Raw genomic sequence first — 17651 nt, 5'->3', positions numbered from 1 at the left:
CACCAAATCGCGCTCAAGTGATCCGGTAAAAACCAGCCACCCGGTCGAGCGCCAGTTTCAACACCAGCTTGCCCGAACGCGCAGGCCATTGCAGCGATTTTTCCGCATCAGGCAGGCTCTCTCCCGCGCAGACGACGCGCCAGAGAATATCCGACAAACCGCTACCAGCCTCGGCAATCGCCCCATCAAACCGGTCTTTCGCTGCCATCTGCCGCTCGGTTGGTGACAGCCCGGCATCCGGCCCGCCCTTCACACGAACCGGATCCCACCGCATCGTCACGCTGGGTGAAAGTTGGGCGCGTTCGTAATCCTGCCGCAATCGCTCGCCGGCATCGAACAGCCGGTCGTCCAGATGCCCGCGAGAGTGCAACCAGGCCAGCGGACTCTCCGCCAAATTGACCGTTACCGTGCGTCGCTTTCCTTTAGCGTTGCTTCCCCGGCGCGGCCCTTCCTCGGTCAGTTCCTTTTCAACCAGTTGCGGTTTCATCGGCATCTCCATCCTGTGCGTGATTGCGAGGAAAGGGTTGCCAAGAAGCGGTTATTGTAGGAAAGTAATTTTTACCAATTAGGTTACATTTGCTCGAGGACGGGGCACCTATCATGATCAATCGCATCCGGGATATCCGCAAGGACAAAGGCTGGACCTTGGCGGACCTAGCCCAGGCCTGCAGCCCGCCCACGACGGCGCAGACCATTGGCAGGCTTGAAACCGGCATGCGCAATCTCTCTACCAAATGGATGGATCGCATTGCCGACGCGCTTCAGGTGGAGCCGGAAATGCTTGTCCGGTCGGAGAAAGCTGCGCCTGCACAGATTGTCGCCACGCTGGGTGCCGCCGGGCCAGATGCCCTTGCCAGCCCGCGCGATGCCCTCTTGCCCACCGATCTGGGCGGAGATGGCCCGCTGATAGTGCTCACAGTGGATGCAGCGACTGGCCCCTACCTCCCCGGCGACCAGCTGTGGATGCGCCAACTTGATCCCGACCAATCCGCCCGCGCCATCAATCGCGACGTGCTGGTGCCGAAAAAGGCCGGTCGCTTTGCCTTTGGTCGGTTGATTGACCGGCAGGGTGATCTGATCGGCCTGCTGCCCCCCGGTGCAGGCCAGAAACAGGAAGTCGTCAACGATCCACCCTGGATTGCAGTTGCGGAAATGCTGGTGCGCAAATTGTGAGACGGGTTCTTTCGCTCTCCACACTCTATCCGAACAGCGCGAAACCGCGCTTCGGCACTTTTGTGGCCCGTTCGCTGGAGGCGCTGGCTGCGCGCGCTGATTGGGATGTGACCGTGATCAATCCGATCGGCATTCCGCCCATCCCCTTCGGCGCCTATCGCGAGCTGGCGCAGGCCGCCATCAATGGCCTGGAAAACGGTGTCTCCGTGCATCGACCCACCTTTCCGCTGATCCCCAAATTTGGCGGACGGTTCAATCCCGCTCTGATCGCCAGGGCAGTCTTGCCACTCGCCCGCTCGCTTCACGCGCAACAACCTTTCGATGTGCTTGATGCGCAGTTCTTTTACCCCGATGGCCCAGCCATTGCCCGAATCGCGGAGGAATTGGACCTACCTTTCTCGATCAAGGCGCGTGGCGCAGATATCCATTATTGGGGTGCGACCGGCTTTGGAAACACCGCCATGCGCAAGGCATCGCAAGAGGCCGCGGGTCTGCTATCCGTGTGCGAAGCGCTGGCGCAGGACATGGCCGTGATCGGCCTGCCCCGCGAAAAGGTATCCATCCATTACACCGGCCTTGACCGCGACAGGTTCCGGCCACTTGATCACACCGGGCTGCGCGCGCGACTGGGTGAAGAGCTGCGCATCGCCATCGCCGATGACGAGAAACTGTTGGTGACCGTTGGTGCCCTGATCCCGCGCAAGGGGCAGGGGCTGGTGATCAAGGCCATTGCCGACATGCCCCGCACCCGCTTGCTGCTGGTCGGCAAGGGCGAGGACGAAGACACACTGCGTTCTCTCGCGAACAGTGCTGGTGACGGGCTGTCAGATCGCGTCCACTTCCTCGGCCTGCTGGATCATGACCTGCTGCCGGTCGTTCTGTCGGCATCGGACGCAATGGTCTTGCCATCGGCCAGCGAAGGGCTCGCCAATGCGTGGGTGGAGGCGCTGGCCTGCGGGACGCCGTTGGTCATCACAAATGCTGGTGGCGCGCGCGAGGTCGTCACCAGTCGGGACGCAGGACTCATCGTAGAGCGTGATTCCGACGCCATTGCCACGGGGATCAAGGACTTGCTCGCCGATCCACCTGACCGAGCGGCTACCACAGCGATGGCTGCGCGGTTCGACTGGAAGGTCAATGGAGCGGCGCTCGCAGAATATTACGAGCGCCTGATCACCAAATAGACCGGGCAGCAGACCTCAGGTCTCGCCGCGCGCGACCTTTTCCTGCTTTTCCGCCGCCGTTTCCTGCGGGACGAAGCTGTCGCTGTTGACGCCAAGCCAGATCAGGATCGGGGCCGCCATATAGACCGAGCTGTATGTACCCACGAACAGCCCGAGGGTAATCGCAGCAACCAGCCCAAACAGGCTGGCAGGCCCGAACAGCAGCAAGGGCAGCAAGGCGACAAACAAGGTCAGGCTGGTCATCACCGTACGTGCCAGGGTTTCATTGACAGACAGGTCCAGCAATTCGGGCAGCGGCATCTTGCGGAACTTTTTCAAATTCTCGCGGATACGGTCATACACAACGATCGTGTCGTTGAGCGAGTAGCCGATGATCGCCAGGATGGCCGCGATAATCTGGAGGCTGAATTCCATCTGGAACAGCGCGAACATGCCCAGCGTCAGCGATACGTCGTGAACCAGCGCGAACAGCGCCCCGACCCCGAATTGCCACTCGAACCGGATCCAGATGTAGATCGCGATCGCCAGCATCGCAGCCAGCAGCGCGTAAATCGCCTTCTCGCGGAACTCGCCGGAAACCTTACCGGACACCGAATCGACGCCATCGATGCGCACGTCGGGGTGCCCTTCTTTCAGCGCATCGGTGATGTCACGCGTAAGCCGGTCGGCAAATTCCTTGTCGCCCTCCGCCTCGGGCGGGAGCTTGACGCGGATCGACACTTCATTGGGCGCACCAAAACGCTGGACGACCGGATCGCCAACCCCCTGGATCGCCGTCAATGTCTGGCGCAGGTCTGGAATCGGGGCCGTTTCTTCGCCTACGAACGTGGCGCGGATTTCCTGTCCACCGGCAAAATCGACGCCGTAATTCAGGCCCTTGGTCATCACCAAGCCCCAGCTCGCCGCCATAAGCAGCAAGCTGATGATGTAGAACGGCGCCCGGAATTTCAGGAATTTGATGTTGGTATCGTCGGGGACGAGTTTGAGAAGTTTCATAATCCGTCTCCCTTCCTAAACATTCAGCTCTGTGGGCCGCGAGCTACGGAGCCATCCGGCAACCCACATACGAGTCATGATCACGGCGGTGAACACGCTGGTGAACAGGCCGATAATCAGCACCACGGCAAAGCCGCGCACCGGGCCGGAACCAAAGGCAAACAGCAGCACACCGGCAATGAAGTTGGTGATATTCGCATCGTAAATCGCGCGGCTGGCTTCCTTGTAGCCATTTTCCACCGCAGCAATCACGCGTCGCCCGCGTTTTCGCTCCTCCCGGATACGTTCATTAATCAGCACGTTGGCGTCCACCGCTGCACCAATCGTCAGGACGAAGCCGGCAATACCGGGCAAAGTCAGCGTGGTATTCATCACCGCCATGATGCCCAGTAGCATCAGCACATTGATCGTCAGGGCCACGGTCGAATAGATGCCGAAGCGGCCATAGGTCACAATCATCAGCGCGATCACGGCGATGGCGCCCAGCCCCATGGCGAGCATACCCTTACGGATCGAGTCTGCGCCGAGGTCAGGCCCGACTGTACGTTCTTCGACAATGGCGAGATCAACCGGCAGCGCACCAGAACGCAGAGAGATTGCCAGCTGGTTGGCCGAGTCAGCAGTGAAGCTGCCCGAGATCTGGGCGGAACCACCCAGGATCGGTTCGTTGATATTGGGGGCGGAGAGCACTTCCCCGTCGAGGATGATGGCGAACGGCTTGTTGACATTCTGCGTCGTCAACTGCGCGAAACGTTGTCCGCCCTGCTGGTCAAACGTGATCGAAACCACCGGTTCGTTGTTCTGCGGATCGACGGTTTGCTGTGCATTGATCAGATTGTCGCCTTTGATCCCGCCAAGGCGGCGCACTGCCAGCGAGGTTCCTTCGAACGGCGTACCCGCAGCGTAAGGGAAGATCTGGCTGCCCGGCGGGGCGATGCCTTGCTCTACATCGGCAGGAAGCGCGCTTTGGTCGACCAGCTTGAATTCGAGCTTCGCGGTCTGGCCCAGCAGCTCTTTCAACTGGTCAGGGTCTTGCAATCCGGGGACTTGCACCACGATGCGGGTATCACCCTGACGGATAATGGTCGGCTCGCGCGTGCCCAGTTCATCGATACGCTTGCGTACCACTTCGGTTGCGCTGTCCATCGCCTGGGTCACGGCGTTGTCGAGCCCGTCACTCGTCGGCGTCAGGACCATGCGGCTGGTATCTACCACCGTCAGGTCCCATTCGCGGGTCAGGCCTTCGCCATTCATCAGCGGCGTCAGCAATTCGCGTGCGCGATCAATGTCGCTTGAATTTTCCAGCATGAAGCTAAGGCGGCCATTGGCTGTCGACACATCGCCGATCCGGATCCGTGGCTCGGCCTGGCGCATCACGTTGCGCATTGCCTCTTCCATGTTTTCCAGACGCTGGGCCTCAACCTGCGACGCTTCCGCCTCCAGCAGGATGTGGCTGCCCCCGGCCAGATCAAGTCCGAGATTGACCGTCGGGCTTGGCAATGCCTCGGGCCACCGGATCGATGTCGAGGAAACCAGCGACGGCAGCGCCGCCAGCGCTACTGCCAGGGTGATCCCCCAAAGCCAAAGCTTCTTCCAGCGCGGAAATTCAAGCATGGTGTATTATGTCCCGTCAGTCGTTCGCGGCGTTGCCGCCCGGCGGGATAACGTCGCCGATGGTGGACTTCACAGCCTTTACCCGGACACCCTGCCCCAGCTCGACATCGACGTAATGGTCATCCACCTTGACGATTTTGCCCACAAGCCCGCCAGCCGTGACGACCTGATCGCCCTTCTTCAGGCCAGACACCTTTTCCTGGTGTTCTTTCTGCCGCTTCATCTGCGGACGAATGATCAGGAACCAGAAAATGAGCGCCATACCTGCGAAAGGCAGGATCTGTATCCAGAACGGCGGCGCTTCGGCGGTGGCCGCTGCGGCAAGAAGATCGATCATCGTGAAAATACCTGCAGATAAGTCAGTCGAAAGGCGGATTTACGTGATTGGGATGGAGCCCAGATGGGGCGCGAATTGCGCCTCGCCAAGATCCCCAGCGCCTGTTGCAGGGCCGACTAGCAACAATGATGCATTTCGGCAACGCAACATCACCCTGCCTTCCCCGACGAGAGCGCTTGCCACGATCCGCGCACGATCCTATAGGCGCGCCTCCACTGCTCGGGAAGTAGCGCAGCCTGGTAGCGCATCACACTGGGGGTGTGGGGGTCGCAGGTTCGAATCCTGTCTTCCCGACCAGTGGAATTCCAGCCTTCACCCATATGTTGACGCAACTTCGACAGGCCTTTGCCCGACTGGGCAAATGACTTTAGAGGTGGCGCTTAATGCCACACGAGCGGTTGGAAACAGGGCGGGATAGCAAGATCGTGCAAACCTACCAGGCTTGCGGCCTCACTATTGCCAGCGATCTGCATCTGCCCCTGACCCAGGCGCCAGTATCAGTACCTTCAGCAGATATCCGGATTGCGCAGCAAACCCTCCTCCCGACCCCGCCTGATGAAGCGGTCCAGATCGGGCCCGGATCTTGGGCAGGACGTGACTGGCTGTCTTTCACGGTCCCCGGCGTCGCTGAATTCCAGATCGAAGCCGGGCTCTCCATTGTCTACCGGTCGATGGCGGATGACAATGCGACAGCCCTTCAAACTTTCCTGCTCGGCTCCGCGCTGCCTGCTGCATTGGCGCAACGCGGCACGCTGGTGCTGCATGGCAGTGCCGTGCGCATCGGGACTGAGGCGATCCTGCTGATCGGCCCGACCGCAGCCGGGAAATCAGCCATTGCCGCTGCATTCATGAAGCGCGGCTATGCCCTTGTCTCCGATGACATCTGCACGTTCGACAGAGAGGCCCTGGCGCAGCCCGGCCTGCCACACATCAAACTGTGGCAAGACAGTGCAGTCCAGCTCGGAATTACCACGGCCGATCTGTCCCCCACGCGAGTCGGCTTGGAGCGCTATCGCTTCCCTTGCGATGCTGCCGAAGCGCCCGTGCAAGTGGCTGCGGTGTACCAGATCTCTGCCCACAACCAGCCGTCTATCGCGTTCGAACCGGTTTCCGGATTCGAGACGTTTGAAGTCCTGCGCGCCGCGACCCATCGATCAATCCACATGACCTTGTTTGGCCATGCGAAATCGCATCTAAAGCATTGTGCTCGCCTGGTGGAAAACGCGCCTGTCACCCGTGTCAGAAGGCCGAACGCGAATTGCAGCATTGACGAATTCGCCACCGCGCTGCTCGATCATCGCGAGACCCAGCGATGAGCGCGCACATCCACTGGCTTGCCTCCTATCCCAAGTCGGGCAACACATGGCTGCGACTGGTGCTCTCTCATCTGACCGCAGGCGCGGATCACCAGACAACTATCAATGACATTTCCGGCGGCAGCATCGCCAGCGACCGCACCTGGCTCGATCAGGCGCTAGGCTTTGCAACGGCAGATTTGCTGCCAGACGAAATCGCCAGCATCCGGCCCGAAGTCTATCGCTGGAGTGCGCAAGCCGCAGACTCCGGAGACTTTCACAAAATCCACGATGCCTGCACCCGCACGCCGTCAGGCGAGTGGCTGCCCTGCCCCGAGGCGAGCGGACCGAGCATCTACCTCCTCCGCAATCCGCTTGACGTCACCCTGTCCTATGCCGGCCATCTGGGGTGGAGCGCCGATCGCACGATCGAGGCGCTTAATTCGTCCGGGCACGCCATGGTTGGCGGGCCCAAGGGAGGGATCACTCCGCAAGTTGGCCAGCAGCTCCTGAACTGGTCGAAGCATGTAGAAAGCTGGGTCGACAACGACGCCTTCACTATTCTTGCTGTCCGCTACGAAGAAATGCTGGCCGAACCTGCTGACACATTCGCGAGGATCGCCGAACATCTGGGCTTGTCTCCCTCGCCCGCTGAAATCGCCGACGCGATCGAACAGACGCGGTTCGAACGGTTGCAAGAGCAGGAAAGCCAGACCTCGTTTCGCGAAAAATCGAGCAAGTCGCAAAAATTCTTCCGCAAAGGGCAGGCCGGTGCGTGGCAAACGGATTTGACCGACGAGCAAATCGAAAAAATCGTGACCGTCCATCGCCCGGTCATGCGGAGATTTGGCTATTGCGATGATCGCGGCAACGCGCGAGTGATGTGACGATGGCCGATGCACCTCCCCTCCAGCTCGACAGCCGCCTGCAGCGCAATCCCGACCTGGTCGCAACCGACATGGATGGCGAACTGGTGATGATGGACATTGAGAGCGGCAAATACTTCGGAATGGATGCCGTCGGCAAAGTGGTCTGGGAAGGGCTCGCGCAACCATCCACTGCGCGCATCATTGCCAGCCTGGTGCGGCAGGCATTTAGCGCATCGGACAGCGACGATGTCGAGGCAGACATGCTGGCCTTTTTGGGCCAACTCCACGCCAACGGACTGGTCACGGCGGAGCAGTGAGCAGCAAACTCGCCTTCTTGCGGCAGAAGCTTCGCGGGGCCAGAGGCTATAGTATGGGTGAACTTGCGCTGGTGCCGGTCGCCTTGCTGTTGCTGGGCGCAGCGCGGTTCGCCATCCTGATCTTCCCCTTCCGCTGGTATGCGTGGACACTCGGCGCAAGTATTGATAATCAAACTGCACCGGGTATTTCGCCCGCTCAGAGGGTGCGAGCCCGGTCGATTGGCCGCAGCGTTCGCGCCAGCGCATCTGTGACGCCATGGCAATCGGTTTGCCTGCCCCAGGCATTGGCAGCTTCTGTGCTTCTTAGGGCAGGTGGCGTGCCCTTCATTTCGACCTTCGGGCTAAAGCCCGGTGACAAGGACGTGGCGCAAGAACCAATGCTCGCCCATGCCTGGATCACCACCGGCGATCTGGTTGTGACCGGCGGACCCGTTGATCCCGGCTACCGCGTGGTCGCAACTTTCGGTTCCGGCATAGCGGGATGATGTTTGCCGGCATTGTATCGGGTGAAAGCGGACCCGATGTCCGCGAGATCATTGCGCCCGATGCGCTCATGGCTGTCCTTGACCCCTACGCATCCGCCAATCGCACCGGCAGCTGGCACAACCGGCTCGCGCTGCTGTCCCAATGCGTCACCCACAATACGCCGGACTCCCTTCATGCTGGCGCGCCTCAGATCTGCGCTGACACCGGGCATATCCTGCTCGGGTGGATCAGGCTCGACAACCGCCGTGCGCTTGGAAACCAGCTGGGACTGGAGGTGAACGACACTGTGCCAGACGCTCGCCTTGTCTTGGCCGCCTATCGCGCCTGGGGGAAAGATTGCGCGGCCCGGCTGGAAGGCGATTTCGCTTTCGCCATCCACGATCCTGCCAGCGGACGCACCTATTGCGCCCGCGACACGCTTGGCACGCGGCCATTCTACTACCGCAATGACGAGAGCGTGTTTGCCTTCACCAGCGCGCCGATCGTATTCCGCCATCTTGCCTCGTTGCCGCTTTCGCCCAGCGAACGCTGGATCGGGCGGTACCTGCTTGGCTACTCCCACGACCTGGAGCGCACCGCCTACGAGGAGGTGTTCCGCCTTCCCCCGGCCCATTACGCCGTCCATACGCCGGACCAAGGTTTGCGGACACAATGCTACTTTGAGTTCCAGGACACAGCGCCACCGGTTTACCGGCGCGAGCAACAGCGGGTTGACGATTATCGAGCGGCTTTCGATCAGGCTGTCGACGTCCGGCTTCGTAGCGCATTCCCCCTGGGGGCAGAGAGTTCTGGCGGGTTGGACTCAGCCAGCATTGTCGGACGTGCAGCGGCGTCTTTGGGCGAAGAAAAGTGCAGTCTCTCCACCTTCGGCTTTGACGGATTTGCCAAGGACAAAGAGCATCAACAGGCGGTGGCCGCATTCAATGCGATTCCCGACCATACCTGCTTGCCCATGCCCAGGATGGAGGATCTGGAAGTTCTGCGAACCCGGTCCGCCTCCTTTCTCGCGTGGCCGCCAGAGCATCCCAACGCGCAGTATCACGCACCCATTTACGAGCAGTGCCGGCACGCGGGCATCCGGACCTTGCTTTCAGGCTTCGGCGGAGACGAGATCGTCACTTGCGAAGCTGGTGAGCTGGTCAACGAGTTGCAGCAGGCAGGAAAGCCTGCAGCGTTCTTTGCCGAGCTCGGGCCCAGCATTCTGTCACGGCTCCGCAGCTTGCGCCAATTTCTCCGCCCCGCATCCGCATCTGATCCGTTGCGGGATTACCTTCGGGGCGAACTGGACAAGACGCCTCTTACCGGAGAATTCATCGAGGCGCAGGACTTGGCCGGTTTTCAGGACAAGCGGCTGGCGGGCCGTGACGCCAGTTCGGTCAATCAGGCCATCCTGCAAAAGGCCTTCCGGGCGTATGTTCCCGGTCGACTGGAATCCTGTTCGCTGATGGCTGCCGCATTCGGGATCGAATATAGGTGGCCTCTGCTCGATCGTCGCCTAATCCAGGTATTTCTCGCGACACCGGCAATTGAAAAGAGGCGGCACGGAATGGGCCGTTACCTGCACCGTGTTGCCGCCGCGCCATATCTTCCCGCCCTTATTCAATGGCATGGCAAGGGCATGGGGCCGGCAACTGCTGCCGACGATGAATTGCAAGCAAGAGTGGAGCAATTGGTTCCAAGCTTGCTAAACAGAAAGTTAGCAGGCATTATTGACAGCGCTAAATACAATCGCCTCTATGGCGGAGAAAGTCAGGGTAACAACCCGGCAAGCACGGTTCGCAGGGATGCTCTCCATTTCAGGGAGCAATTACATAACCGGATCCAGGCAGCTTCGAACTGGCTCGATTCAATGGACTGAGACCGCAAGGGGGTAATGTGAGCGACGAATTCGGCAAGGAAATGCCCGCATCAAGCGAGGCTGTATCGGCTCCGGCCAAGAGGCCTTACACGGCGCCTGTGCTTCATTCCCTCGATGCGAGCGAAACCCGCACCGGTCCCAAGACCTTCACCCAGGAAATTCTGACGCTTTTTACGCCTTCGTAAATCGCACTCGCCGCCAAACAATGAGGGGCCCGCAATCTGTCGATTGCGGGCCCCTTTGTGTCACATAGCATGTGCTCACGCTTCTAGGCACTTGGCCTAGCTGCGGCTGGGATAGTCACCAACAAGCGCAATGATATAGTTGAGCCCGAGATAGGGGTTCTCGATATCCAACGGGATGTTGGAACCGGTATTGCTGCTGTCAGTCGACAGAGTCACCGTGTTGGCATGCATCTGGATGTCCTGGGTCGCACCATCATCGTCGTGATAGATGTCACTGTTCGCCAATGCGAAGCGGTTGTCGAGCGGAGCCTTCTCGTTCGCAAGCCGTGCTTCAGCATGCACCGTCGCGGTATGGGTGTGCGGGTGGGAGTGAGCAGGCAGGTTCCCGACCTGGATAGAAGCGCGTTCGGTGCCACCCCTTTGCCCTTGCGCAACGTTGCTCAGGCCCGGACCATTGCCAACGCCGCGCGCCACGCGCCCACGCAGATCAGGGAGAGCGAAGGTCGTGCGACCATCGCCGCCATAGACCGTACCCAGAATCGAAAAGAGCGCGCTGTTGGACGAGATCGGCAGCAATTGCCCATGGCAGAAAGCCCAGCTGCGGGGCGCAAAATTGCCGGCAAAAATGGTAACGTCGCCGATTGTCGGATTGGAATAGCTCATAAATCCTCCCAAATTGTTTTTGTCTTGCCTCGCGGGAAGCGGACAATGGAAGGTTTATGCAGTCTATCGCCCCGGCTTAATAGGACAAATGCGTCGTTCGCCAAATTATTGCGAAGGTTGCAAAGCGCGTGCCTTCGCCCCGGAACCTACTGGCAGAAAGCCAGAATTTGCCGGCTTGGCGCTCGATTCTGTCAGCCGCAGCATTGTTCCCATACCAGGAAGGTCATCGATGCTGCGACTCGGCCATTACCAAAGCCAGATGTAGAGCCCGACAAGAATGGCCGTCACCAGCATGGCCAGCGTGTTGAACAGCATGCTCGTGGCAAAGGCGATATCGCCCAGCTTCACAGTCCGCTCCTCGTCCGGTGCACCCGTTATCCGGGAAACGACGGCAGCGGCCACGATCGTCAGCATGAAGACGCCCCAGATCCGGATGATGAACGGCACGTCAGGCAGGCCGAACTTGAGTGCAATGTTCACCGCGAGCGATCCGAGCAGTGCGGTGAATGCCCCCGCTGTGTTCATCCGCTTGTCGAAGAAGCCGAGCAGGAACACTACGACAATGCCGGGGGCGATGAAGCCAGTATATTCCTGCACAGTCTGGAAGCCGCTTTCGAACCCACCGATAAATGGGCGCGCCAGGACCAGCGCGATAACCATCGCGGAAAGCGCCGCGATCCGGCCAACGAGCACGTAGTGATGTTCCGACTTGTCAGGCTTGGAGGCGCGATAAAGGTCCATAGTGAAGATGGTCGAGATCGAGTTCATCATCGAAGCAAGCGAGGATACGACGGCGGCGATCAACGCGGCAAACACCAGTCCGCGTAGGCCCGCCGGGGCAAAGCTCATAAGCTCACCGTAAGTGCGGTCAGACCGTTCGGCCAGGGCATTGCCATCCAGCAAGCCCTGTTGGGCGAGCATGATCGCTGCAATGCCGGGAATAACGACAATGAAGGGCACCAGGATCTTGAGCAAAGCAGCGAAGGCGAGGCCCTTCTGCGCTTCGCCCAGGTTTTCGGCACCCAGCGCGCGCTGGATGATGTACTGGTTGAAACCCCAATAGCTGAAATGCAGCACCCATAATCCGCCAAGCAGCGTCCATATGCCCGGCAAGTCGCCGTAAGACGGATTGCTCTCGTCCAGGATCATTTCGAAATGGCCGGGGATTTCCTGCATCAGCAACCCGAAGCCGCCCAGTGCGCCATTGGCGGGCAAAGCGTCGAGCGCAATATACGTAATGGCGATCCCGCCGATAATCAGGATCACGACCTGGATGATGTCGGTGAGGGCAACCGCCTTCAAGCCACCGTAAAGCGAGTACAGCACCGCGAATGCCGCCAGCGCCGCCATCGAACCCATGACGCTCCAACCGGTCAGCGATGTGACGGCAAGGCCGCCCAGCCACAACACGGTCGTCAGGTTGACCGCAGTATAAAGCGCGACCCAGAAAACACTCATCAGCGTCTTCACACCGTCGCCGTACCGCTGTTCGAGGAACTGCGGCATGGTGTAGATCTTGCGTTTCAGGAAGATCGGCAGGAAGAATTTGGCGACAATGATCAGGACGATCGCGGCCTGCCATTCATAGGCTGCAATCGCCATACCAACGACATAGCCCTGGCCGGATTGACCAATGATCTGTTCTGCAGAAATATTGGAGGCAATGAGCGAGGCACCTATGGCCCACCACGGCAGGGCGCGCCCTGCGAGGAAATAGTCTTCCGTGTTCTTCTCGTGCCCTGCGGGCTCGCGGCTGACGTATAGCGCGATGCCAAACAGAGCCACAGCATACAGCGCGATGATCACGATATCGATCGTTTCAAGCGTCACGGATTTCTCTCCCCAAAAGGCCGCCGATTGTTACGGCTCACCCTCGTCTTCCTCAGTATGTCAGCCCTAACCACCCCTCGTGGCAGGTCCAACGGAATTCGAATGCAGAGCTAGAACGAGCACCCTGCATCATCATCCATTTGCTCACGCGCAATGGATGAAATCTGGATTGCGAACGGCGCATCGGAACGGATCGTCAGGCTGTTGCTGAGCTTGGCGAGGCAATTCGGCGTCAGAACCATTTCGCGCCAGCCCTTTCCTTCGGCAACTGAAAGCTCTTGCGTTACGTCCAAGGTGCTGCCGCCACTGGCCAAAACGACCGGGCCCGCAGGTCGCTGGTTGACCGAGTATGTAATGCGATAGCCGCCTGCACCTTGCGGGCCACTCAGGTCCAACGCAGTGCCAGGTCCGAATTGGATCAGCCGCGCATCCTCTTGGGCGTTGCGATCGATCCCGCGGGCAACAACGCCCCCTGCCGAACCACGCAGATCAGGTAGTTCGGTGCCTTTGGACAAAGCCCGCACGCCTTCGATGAGACGTCCGGCGGCGAACCAGTCGGATTGCCCCCCCGCAGTCAACGCCGAGCATTCTTCGCTCAAAGTTGCGAGCGCGCTCGTATCGGTCAGGTCGCGCCCGGAGCCGACCGGGAAAAGCGCCCCATCGGGGCCATTGAGTGGCTTTCCATTGCAGTCGGCAGGCCAACTGAACGACAGACGACCCGATGCAGGTGCCTTACCAAACAGGACATCTGCGACGCCGGCCCCTTCGCTTCCCGGCAACCACGCCGCGACGAAGGCGTCAGCAATATTAAGCTCGCGGTTCACCCACATCGGACGGCCCGAAAGGAACACCGCTACGGTCGGAATACCTTCCGCCTTGAACTTGCGGAGCAGTGCAAGGCCCTCTTCATCGCGAAACGCCAGATCCTTCCGGTCGCCTACGAATTCAGCATAGGGCTCCTCGCCGAACACTACGATTGCGACATCTGCTTCGTCCGCCGATGCTGTTCCGTCTGGCGACAGGGTCACTTTCGCGTTTACCGAGAGGCCAACCTCGAACAAGCCGCGTAGAATCGACGTTGCTCCAGGGAAATCATCGTTGGTCAGCTCGCCCCCGCCCTGCCACGTCAGCGTCCACCCGCCAGATTGCTGGGCAATGCTGTCGGCAGCGCTTCCCGCCACTGTGATCCGCGCATTCTCTTTGAGCGGCAGCACACCATTGTTCTTCAGCAACACCATCGATTTCGCGACTGCTTCACGGGCAACAGCCCGGTGCGGCGCAAAACCCAACTTGTCCCAGCGCCCGGCATTTGCGCGCAATGATGGTTTGACCTCGCCGTCCAGAATTCCGGCGCGTTGCTTGATCCGCAAGACCCGTGCGACAGCTTCGTCGACCCGCGCCATCGGAATCGTCCCGTCACGCACTTGCTTGACGAGTGTTTCGTACAGGCCCTTCCAATCCTCTGGCACCATATAGACATCGAGGCCTGCCAGCAGCGCCTGCGGGCAATCGGTATTCGTACATCCCTTGATTTGCCCGTGGCCATTCCAGTCGCCCACGACCAATCCGTCAAAGCCCATTTCCCCGCGCAAGAGATCGGTCAGAAGCGCTTTGTTGCCGTGCATCTTCTGGCCATTGATGGAATTGAAGCTGGCCATCACCGATCCGAGCCCGGCCTCGATGGCCGGCGGATAAGGCGACACATGGACCGCCTTCAGATCTTCGATGTCACCATTGACGTCGCCCTGGTCTACGCCCTGCTCGGTACCGCCATCACCGAAGAAGTGCTTGGCAGTCGCGATAACACGGCCCTCGCCCAGGAAATCTGCCGATCCTGGTTTGCCCTGAAGCCCTTCGACCATTGCGACGCCCATGGCAGCCACGATTTCGGGATCTTCGGAATAGCTTTCATAGGTGCGGCCCCAGCGATCGTCCCTGGCAACGGCGACGGTGGGTGCGAACGTCCAGTCGATGCCGGTCACTTCGATCTCGGTCGCCGTCGCCGCCCCGATCCGGCGGATCAGGTCAGGATCACCTGTGGCGCCCAGCCCGATATTGTGCGGGAAAATCGTTGCGCCCGGGATGTTGGCATGGCCATGCACCGCATCAGTGCCCCAGATCGTGGGAATAGCCGGCTCGCCATTCGGCAAGGGCTTTGTCGAAGCTTCCCAGAACGCATCGGCCAATGCCAGCCACTCTTGCGCAGGTGCCAGATCATTACCGTTGGGCCCCGAATTGCCGCCGTTCAGCACAGATCCGAACCGGTATTTCTCGACATCGGCCGGTGTGATGGATGCGATATCGGGCTGGACCAGCTGCGCTACTTTGCGCTCCAGGCTCATGCGCTGGATCAGATCGGCAATCTGCGCTTCGCCCGACAATACTGCGGTTTCTGTTCCCGTTGTGGCGGCAACATTGCTCGAGCCCACATCCGTGTAAGTCGCACACCCTGCCAAAGCCAAGGATGCACATGTGGCCAGGAGCCATTGACGGCGAAACATTGAAATCCCCTCCATCCCATCTTCTTTGGGAACGTTCTCAAAACGTGACATGGCAGGAACGGAATTGCAAGCAACTAATTGGCGGTTTTCGCTGGCGATTGCAGCATCCCGGCCAACAAGACACTGGCCACAAAGGCCAAGCCGCCCAGCAGCCAGAACAGGCCGGCAAATCCGAAGACGGGGACAAGTGCCAAGGTTAGCCACGGCATGATGAGAGATGGCACCGTGTTGGTAAGGTTAAAGACGCCCAAGTCCCGTCCGCGATGCCGCGCGCGTGGCAGGACCCGTAGGGTCTGGCTGGTATGCAACGAAAGGAATACCGAGGCAGAGAGCGAGAACAGGACATAACCGCTAATGGCGAAGGCGAGACTGCCCGCCATGGCCATCACAATCAGTCCTGTTGCCGACATGCCTGACGCCATCATAAGCGGCAGGATTGGCCTTCCCGTCCGGTCCGACCATCGCCCGACAATGAGCGCCACGGGGACAGCTACCGCGAGGACGAAGGTAAAAATTCTGGCGGTATCATTGTCCCCGATGCCTTCGTCGATAGAGCGGAACCAGAACAGCAAATAGGCGAACAGCGCGGCCTCTGCGATCTGGATCAAGAGCCGCGCCAGCCACATCCGAATGACAGAGGATCGGCTTTTGAGAGCGTGCGGATCGTTCGATCCTGCGTCCGCAACCGCATCGTCCATCAAATGCGGCAACGCATTGGGTTTGCCGAATGCGAGCACGGGCAGAACCATAACGGCAACCAAGGCGGCCACGATCCACAGGCGTGATTCCGCAACGGCCAAACCGGGAATTGTAACTATGGCACCGGCTAGTGCCCCAAGCGCGGGTGCAAACGCCAAGAGCCCGCCCAACGTTCCTTTTTGCCCGTCGGGTATTGTGTCTCCGGCCCACGCAGCCAAAGGCGCAAGCATCATGTTGAGCCCGACTTGCCAAGTTGCAATTAGGGCAATCAGAGTAGTGAGGGTTGTAGCCTTGGCCATCGCCACCAGCAGCACCCCGGACAGCACCATGCCAATGGCAATCCATGCCGTTCGGTTGCGGGTCCGGTCGCTCAACCACCCGAACAGGATGTTCGATAGGCTGGCCATCAACGCCCCACCGAGTGTTGCATAGGCCAGCCACGAAACGTCCTCGCTTCCCGCAAGTCGGGTCACCTGTACCGGAAGCAGAACCGTCAGGAAGGGAATGTATGCGACCGCACCACCTGCCACAGCCAGCGCATAGAGGAGAAGAAACCGCACCGACTGGCACGGGTATGTTTCAGGTATTGTCATGGTGGCGGGGCGGTGCCGTGCTCGCCCGTTGCACCAGCTTGCCCGAGACGTTCACTGGCGCATCTGGTCGCACCCCTTTACGGCTTGCCTCAATCAGCAGCTCGACCGCGCGAGATGTCGTCTTGGCGATCGGCTGGTCGACTGCTGTCAGCGGGGGATCGGTGAAATTGACAATCGGCGTGTTGTCGAAACTGATCAATGACAAATCAGCAGGTACCGCGATGCCCCGATTGCGCGCCACTTCCAGAGTTGCCAGCGTCATCTGATCACTGCTCGCGATGATAGCGGTTGGACGCGGGGTTTCGTTGAGCAGGTCTTGCGCTGCATTGAGGCCGCTATCGTATCCGAAATCTCCACTCGCCAGCAGTCGTTCGGTTGAAAGTCCGGCAGTTTCCATTGCCTTGCGCCACCCCTCCACACGCCATGCACTGAGAGAATAGTCTGACGGACCGGCAATGAATCCGATCGCAGTATGGCCGAGACCGATCAAATGTTCGGTCGCCTTGCGAGCGTTCCCCTCGTCATCCATCGTCATCGCGATGCCCGGTCCTTCGTCGAGCGAACCGATGCGGGCAAAGGGAATGCCCATTCCCGACAGCAAGTCGGCTATCAACACATTCTCGGAGTGTGGTGGCGTCAGGATAACACCATCCGGCTGCAGCGCCGCGATCGCCGCGCCGAGTTCGCGCTCGACATGATCGTTGTGGGTGTCCACCAATTCGACCATCATGCGATAGCCGTGCTGGTTCGCCGTGAGCATACCACCCAAGAGCATCTGGTTGACCCAGTCACTGCCCTGGCGCGCCTCCCACTCCTCAAGCGTCCGCTCGCGGTCGTTCAGTGCAAGGATAAGGTAGGAGCGAGACCCGCTCATTCGCTGGGCCGCGATGGACGGGACGTAGCCGAGCTTATCGATCGAAGCCTGTACCCGTTCCTTCATCTCGGGCCGGACATTGGGCCCGTCATTGATGACGCGGCTGACCGTTTGCAGGGATACCCCTGCATCGGCGGCAACATGTTTGATTGTTACAGACTGGCGCCTGCGAGCCAT

17 protein-coding genes and 1 tRNA gene are annotated in these 17651 nt (G+C 60.0%); 9 read left to right on the top strand and 9 right to left on the bottom strand.

Annotated features, from left to right (window positions below; genetic code table 11):
* Window positions 1-13: 13 nt before the first annotated feature.
* Window positions 14-487: a DUF6456 domain-containing protein gene (locus ABD653_RS00720; protein ID WP_160779396.1), complete on the bottom strand. Its 474-nt coding sequence runs from the start codon at window positions 485-487 to the stop codon at window positions 14-16.
* Between the two features lie 113 nt (window positions 488-600).
* On the opposite strand from ABD653_RS00720, the gene ABD653_RS00715 reads away from it, so the two are divergent.
* Both ABD653_RS00715 and ABD653_RS00710 read left to right on the top strand, forming a co-directional pair.
* Window positions 601-1173, top strand: a complete 573-nt coding sequence (locus tag ABD653_RS00715; RefSeq protein ID WP_160779395.1) for a helix-turn-helix domain-containing protein — start codon at window positions 601-603, stop codon at window positions 1171-1173.
* On the top strand, window positions 1170-2357 hold the full coding sequence (locus ABD653_RS00710) for a glycosyltransferase (RefSeq protein WP_160779394.1): 1188 nt from the start codon (window positions 1170-1172) through the stop codon (window positions 2355-2357). The genes ABD653_RS00715 and ABD653_RS00710 overlap by 4 nt, the downstream gene beginning before the upstream one ends.
* A gap of 15 nt (window positions 2358-2372) precedes the next feature.
* Here the strand turns inward: ABD653_RS00710 and secF are convergent, their stop codons facing one another.
* Genes secF through yajC form a run of 3 tightly spaced genes read right to left on the bottom strand, consistent with a single transcriptional unit; the run spans window position 2373 to window position 5304 of the window.
* Window positions 2373-3353, bottom strand: a complete 981-nt coding sequence (gene secF / locus ABD653_RS00705) for a protein translocase subunit SecF (RefSeq protein ID WP_160779393.1) — start codon at window positions 3351-3353, stop codon at window positions 2373-2375.
* Window positions 3354-3368: 15 nt separating this feature from the next.
* Window positions 3369-4967, bottom strand: coding sequence for a protein translocase subunit SecD (gene secD, locus ABD653_RS00700; protein WP_160779392.1), 1599 nt, complete (start codon window positions 4965-4967; stop codon window positions 3369-3371).
* 16 nt (window positions 4968-4983) lie between these two features.
* Complete coding sequence (yajC, locus tag ABD653_RS00695; protein ID WP_160779391.1) at window positions 4984-5304, bottom strand: preprotein translocase subunit YajC; 321 nt, start codon at window positions 5302-5304, stop codon at window positions 4984-4986.
* Between the two features lie 220 nt (window positions 5305-5524).
* On the opposite strand from yajC, the gene ABD653_RS00690 reads away from it, so the two are divergent.
* The 7 genes from ABD653_RS00690 (at window position 5525) to ABD653_RS00660 (ending at window position 10314) form a co-directional block, all read left to right on the top strand.
* Window positions 5525-5601 (top strand) — tRNA-Pro (locus ABD653_RS00690).
* An 86-nt stretch (window positions 5602-5687) separates the two neighbouring features.
* A complete protein-coding gene (locus ABD653_RS00685) occupies window positions 5688-6620 on the top strand; it encodes a hypothetical protein (RefSeq protein ID WP_160779390.1) in 933 nt (310 codons plus the stop codon).
* The gene (locus ABD653_RS00680) at window positions 6617-7486 is read left to right on the top strand and encodes a sulfotransferase domain-containing protein (protein ID WP_160779389.1); all 870 of its coding nucleotides are present in this window, start codon (window positions 6617-6619) and stop codon (window positions 7484-7486) included. The genes ABD653_RS00685 and ABD653_RS00680 overlap by 4 nt, the downstream gene beginning before the upstream one ends.
* Window positions 7487-7488: 2 nt before the next feature.
* Window positions 7489-7785, top strand: coding sequence for a PqqD family peptide modification chaperone (locus tag ABD653_RS00675; protein WP_160779388.1), 297 nt, complete (start codon window positions 7489-7491; stop codon window positions 7783-7785).
* Between the two features lie 53 nt (window positions 7786-7838).
* Entirely contained in the window at window positions 7839-8270 is a 432-nt protein-coding gene (locus tag ABD653_RS00670) for a lasso peptide biosynthesis B2 protein (protein WP_160779387.1), read from the top strand.
* Window positions 8267-10129 (top strand): asparagine synthase-related protein, encoded by a 1863-nt coding sequence (locus ABD653_RS00665; protein WP_160779386.1) that lies wholly within the window; start codon window positions 8267-8269, stop codon window positions 10127-10129. The genes ABD653_RS00670 and ABD653_RS00665 overlap by 4 nt, the downstream gene beginning before the upstream one ends.
* Window positions 10130-10146: 17 nt before the next feature.
* Window positions 10147-10314: a hypothetical protein gene (locus ABD653_RS00660; protein WP_160779385.1), complete on the top strand. Its 168-nt coding sequence runs from the start codon at window positions 10147-10149 to the stop codon at window positions 10312-10314.
* Between the two features lie 96 nt (window positions 10315-10410).
* Here ABD653_RS00660 and ABD653_RS00655 read toward each other — a convergent pair whose 3' ends face one another.
* From ABD653_RS00655 to ABD653_RS00635, 5 genes are all read right to left on the bottom strand, one after another.
* On the bottom strand, window positions 10411-10977 hold the full coding sequence (locus ABD653_RS00655; protein ID WP_160779384.1) for a phage tail protein: 567 nt from the start codon (window positions 10975-10977) through the stop codon (window positions 10411-10413).
* A gap of 246 nt (window positions 10978-11223) precedes the next feature.
* Window positions 11224-12807 (bottom strand): sodium/sugar symporter, encoded by a 1584-nt coding sequence (locus ABD653_RS00650; protein ID WP_160779383.1) that lies wholly within the window; start codon window positions 12805-12807, stop codon window positions 11224-11226.
* Window positions 12808-12917: 110 nt separating this feature from the next.
* Window positions 12918-15308 carry a glycoside hydrolase family 3 N-terminal domain-containing protein gene (locus ABD653_RS00645; protein ID WP_160780423.1) on the bottom strand — a complete coding sequence of 797 codons (2391 nt, stop codon included), beginning with the start codon at window positions 15306-15308 and terminating at the stop codon, window positions 12918-12920.
* Between the two features lie 74 nt (window positions 15309-15382).
* Window positions 15383-16600: an MFS transporter gene (locus ABD653_RS00640; protein WP_160779382.1), complete on the bottom strand. Its 1218-nt coding sequence runs from the start codon at window positions 16598-16600 to the stop codon at window positions 15383-15385.
* Entirely contained in the window at window positions 16587-17651 is a 1065-nt protein-coding gene (locus ABD653_RS00635) for a LacI family DNA-binding transcriptional regulator (protein ID WP_160779381.1), read from the bottom strand. The genes ABD653_RS00640 and ABD653_RS00635 overlap by 14 nt, the downstream gene beginning before the upstream one ends.

The organism is Parerythrobacter jejuensis (assembly GCF_039536765.1).
Taxonomy (GTDB): Bacteria; Pseudomonadota; Alphaproteobacteria; order Sphingomonadales; family Sphingomonadaceae; genus Parerythrobacter; species Parerythrobacter jejuensis.
This window is presented reverse-complemented; position numbering and strand designations above follow the sequence as displayed.

Coding starts and splice junctions, on each gene's coding strand:
- ABD653_RS00665 (WP_160779386.1), top strand. CDS start 8,267: ATGATGTTTGCCGGCATTGTATCGGGTGAAAGCGGACCCGATGTCCGC.
- ABD653_RS00675 (WP_160779388.1), top strand. CDS start 7,489: ATGGCCGATGCACCTCCCCTCCAGCTCGACAGCCGCCTGCAGCGCAAT.
- ABD653_RS00645 (WP_160780423.1), bottom strand. CDS start 15,308: ATGTTTCGCCGTCAATGGCTCCTGGCCACATGTGCATCCTTGGCTTTG.
- ABD653_RS00655 (WP_160779384.1), bottom strand. CDS start 10,977: ATGAGCTATTCCAATCCGACAATCGGCGACGTTACCATTTTTGCCGGC.
- ABD653_RS00640 (WP_160779382.1), bottom strand. CDS start 16,600: ATGACAATACCTGAAACATACCCGTGCCAGTCGGTGCGGTTTCTTCTC.
- ABD653_RS00635 (WP_160779381.1), bottom strand. CDS start 17,651: ATGGCTCGCAGGCGCCAGTCTGTAACAATCAAACATGTTGCCGCCGAT.
- ABD653_RS00720 (WP_160779396.1), bottom strand. CDS start 487: ATGAAACCGCAACTGGTTGAAAAGGAACTGACCGAGGAAGGGCCGCGC.
- secF (WP_160779393.1), bottom strand. CDS start 3,353: ATGAAACTTCTCAAACTCGTCCCCGACGATACCAACATCAAATTCCTG.
- ABD653_RS00680 (WP_160779389.1), top strand. CDS start 6,617: ATGAGCGCGCACATCCACTGGCTTGCCTCCTATCCCAAGTCGGGCAAC.
- ABD653_RS00670 (WP_160779387.1), top strand. CDS start 7,839: ATGGGTGAACTTGCGCTGGTGCCGGTCGCCTTGCTGTTGCTGGGCGCA.
- ABD653_RS00685 (WP_160779390.1), top strand. CDS start 5,688: ATGCCACACGAGCGGTTGGAAACAGGGCGGGATAGCAAGATCGTGCAA.
- yajC (WP_160779391.1), bottom strand. CDS start 5,304: ATGATCGATCTTCTTGCCGCAGCGGCCACCGCCGAAGCGCCGCCGTTC.
- secD (WP_160779392.1), bottom strand. CDS start 4,967: ATGCTTGAATTTCCGCGCTGGAAGAAGCTTTGGCTTTGGGGGATCACC.
- ABD653_RS00715 (WP_160779395.1), top strand. CDS start 601: ATGATCAATCGCATCCGGGATATCCGCAAGGACAAAGGCTGGACCTTG.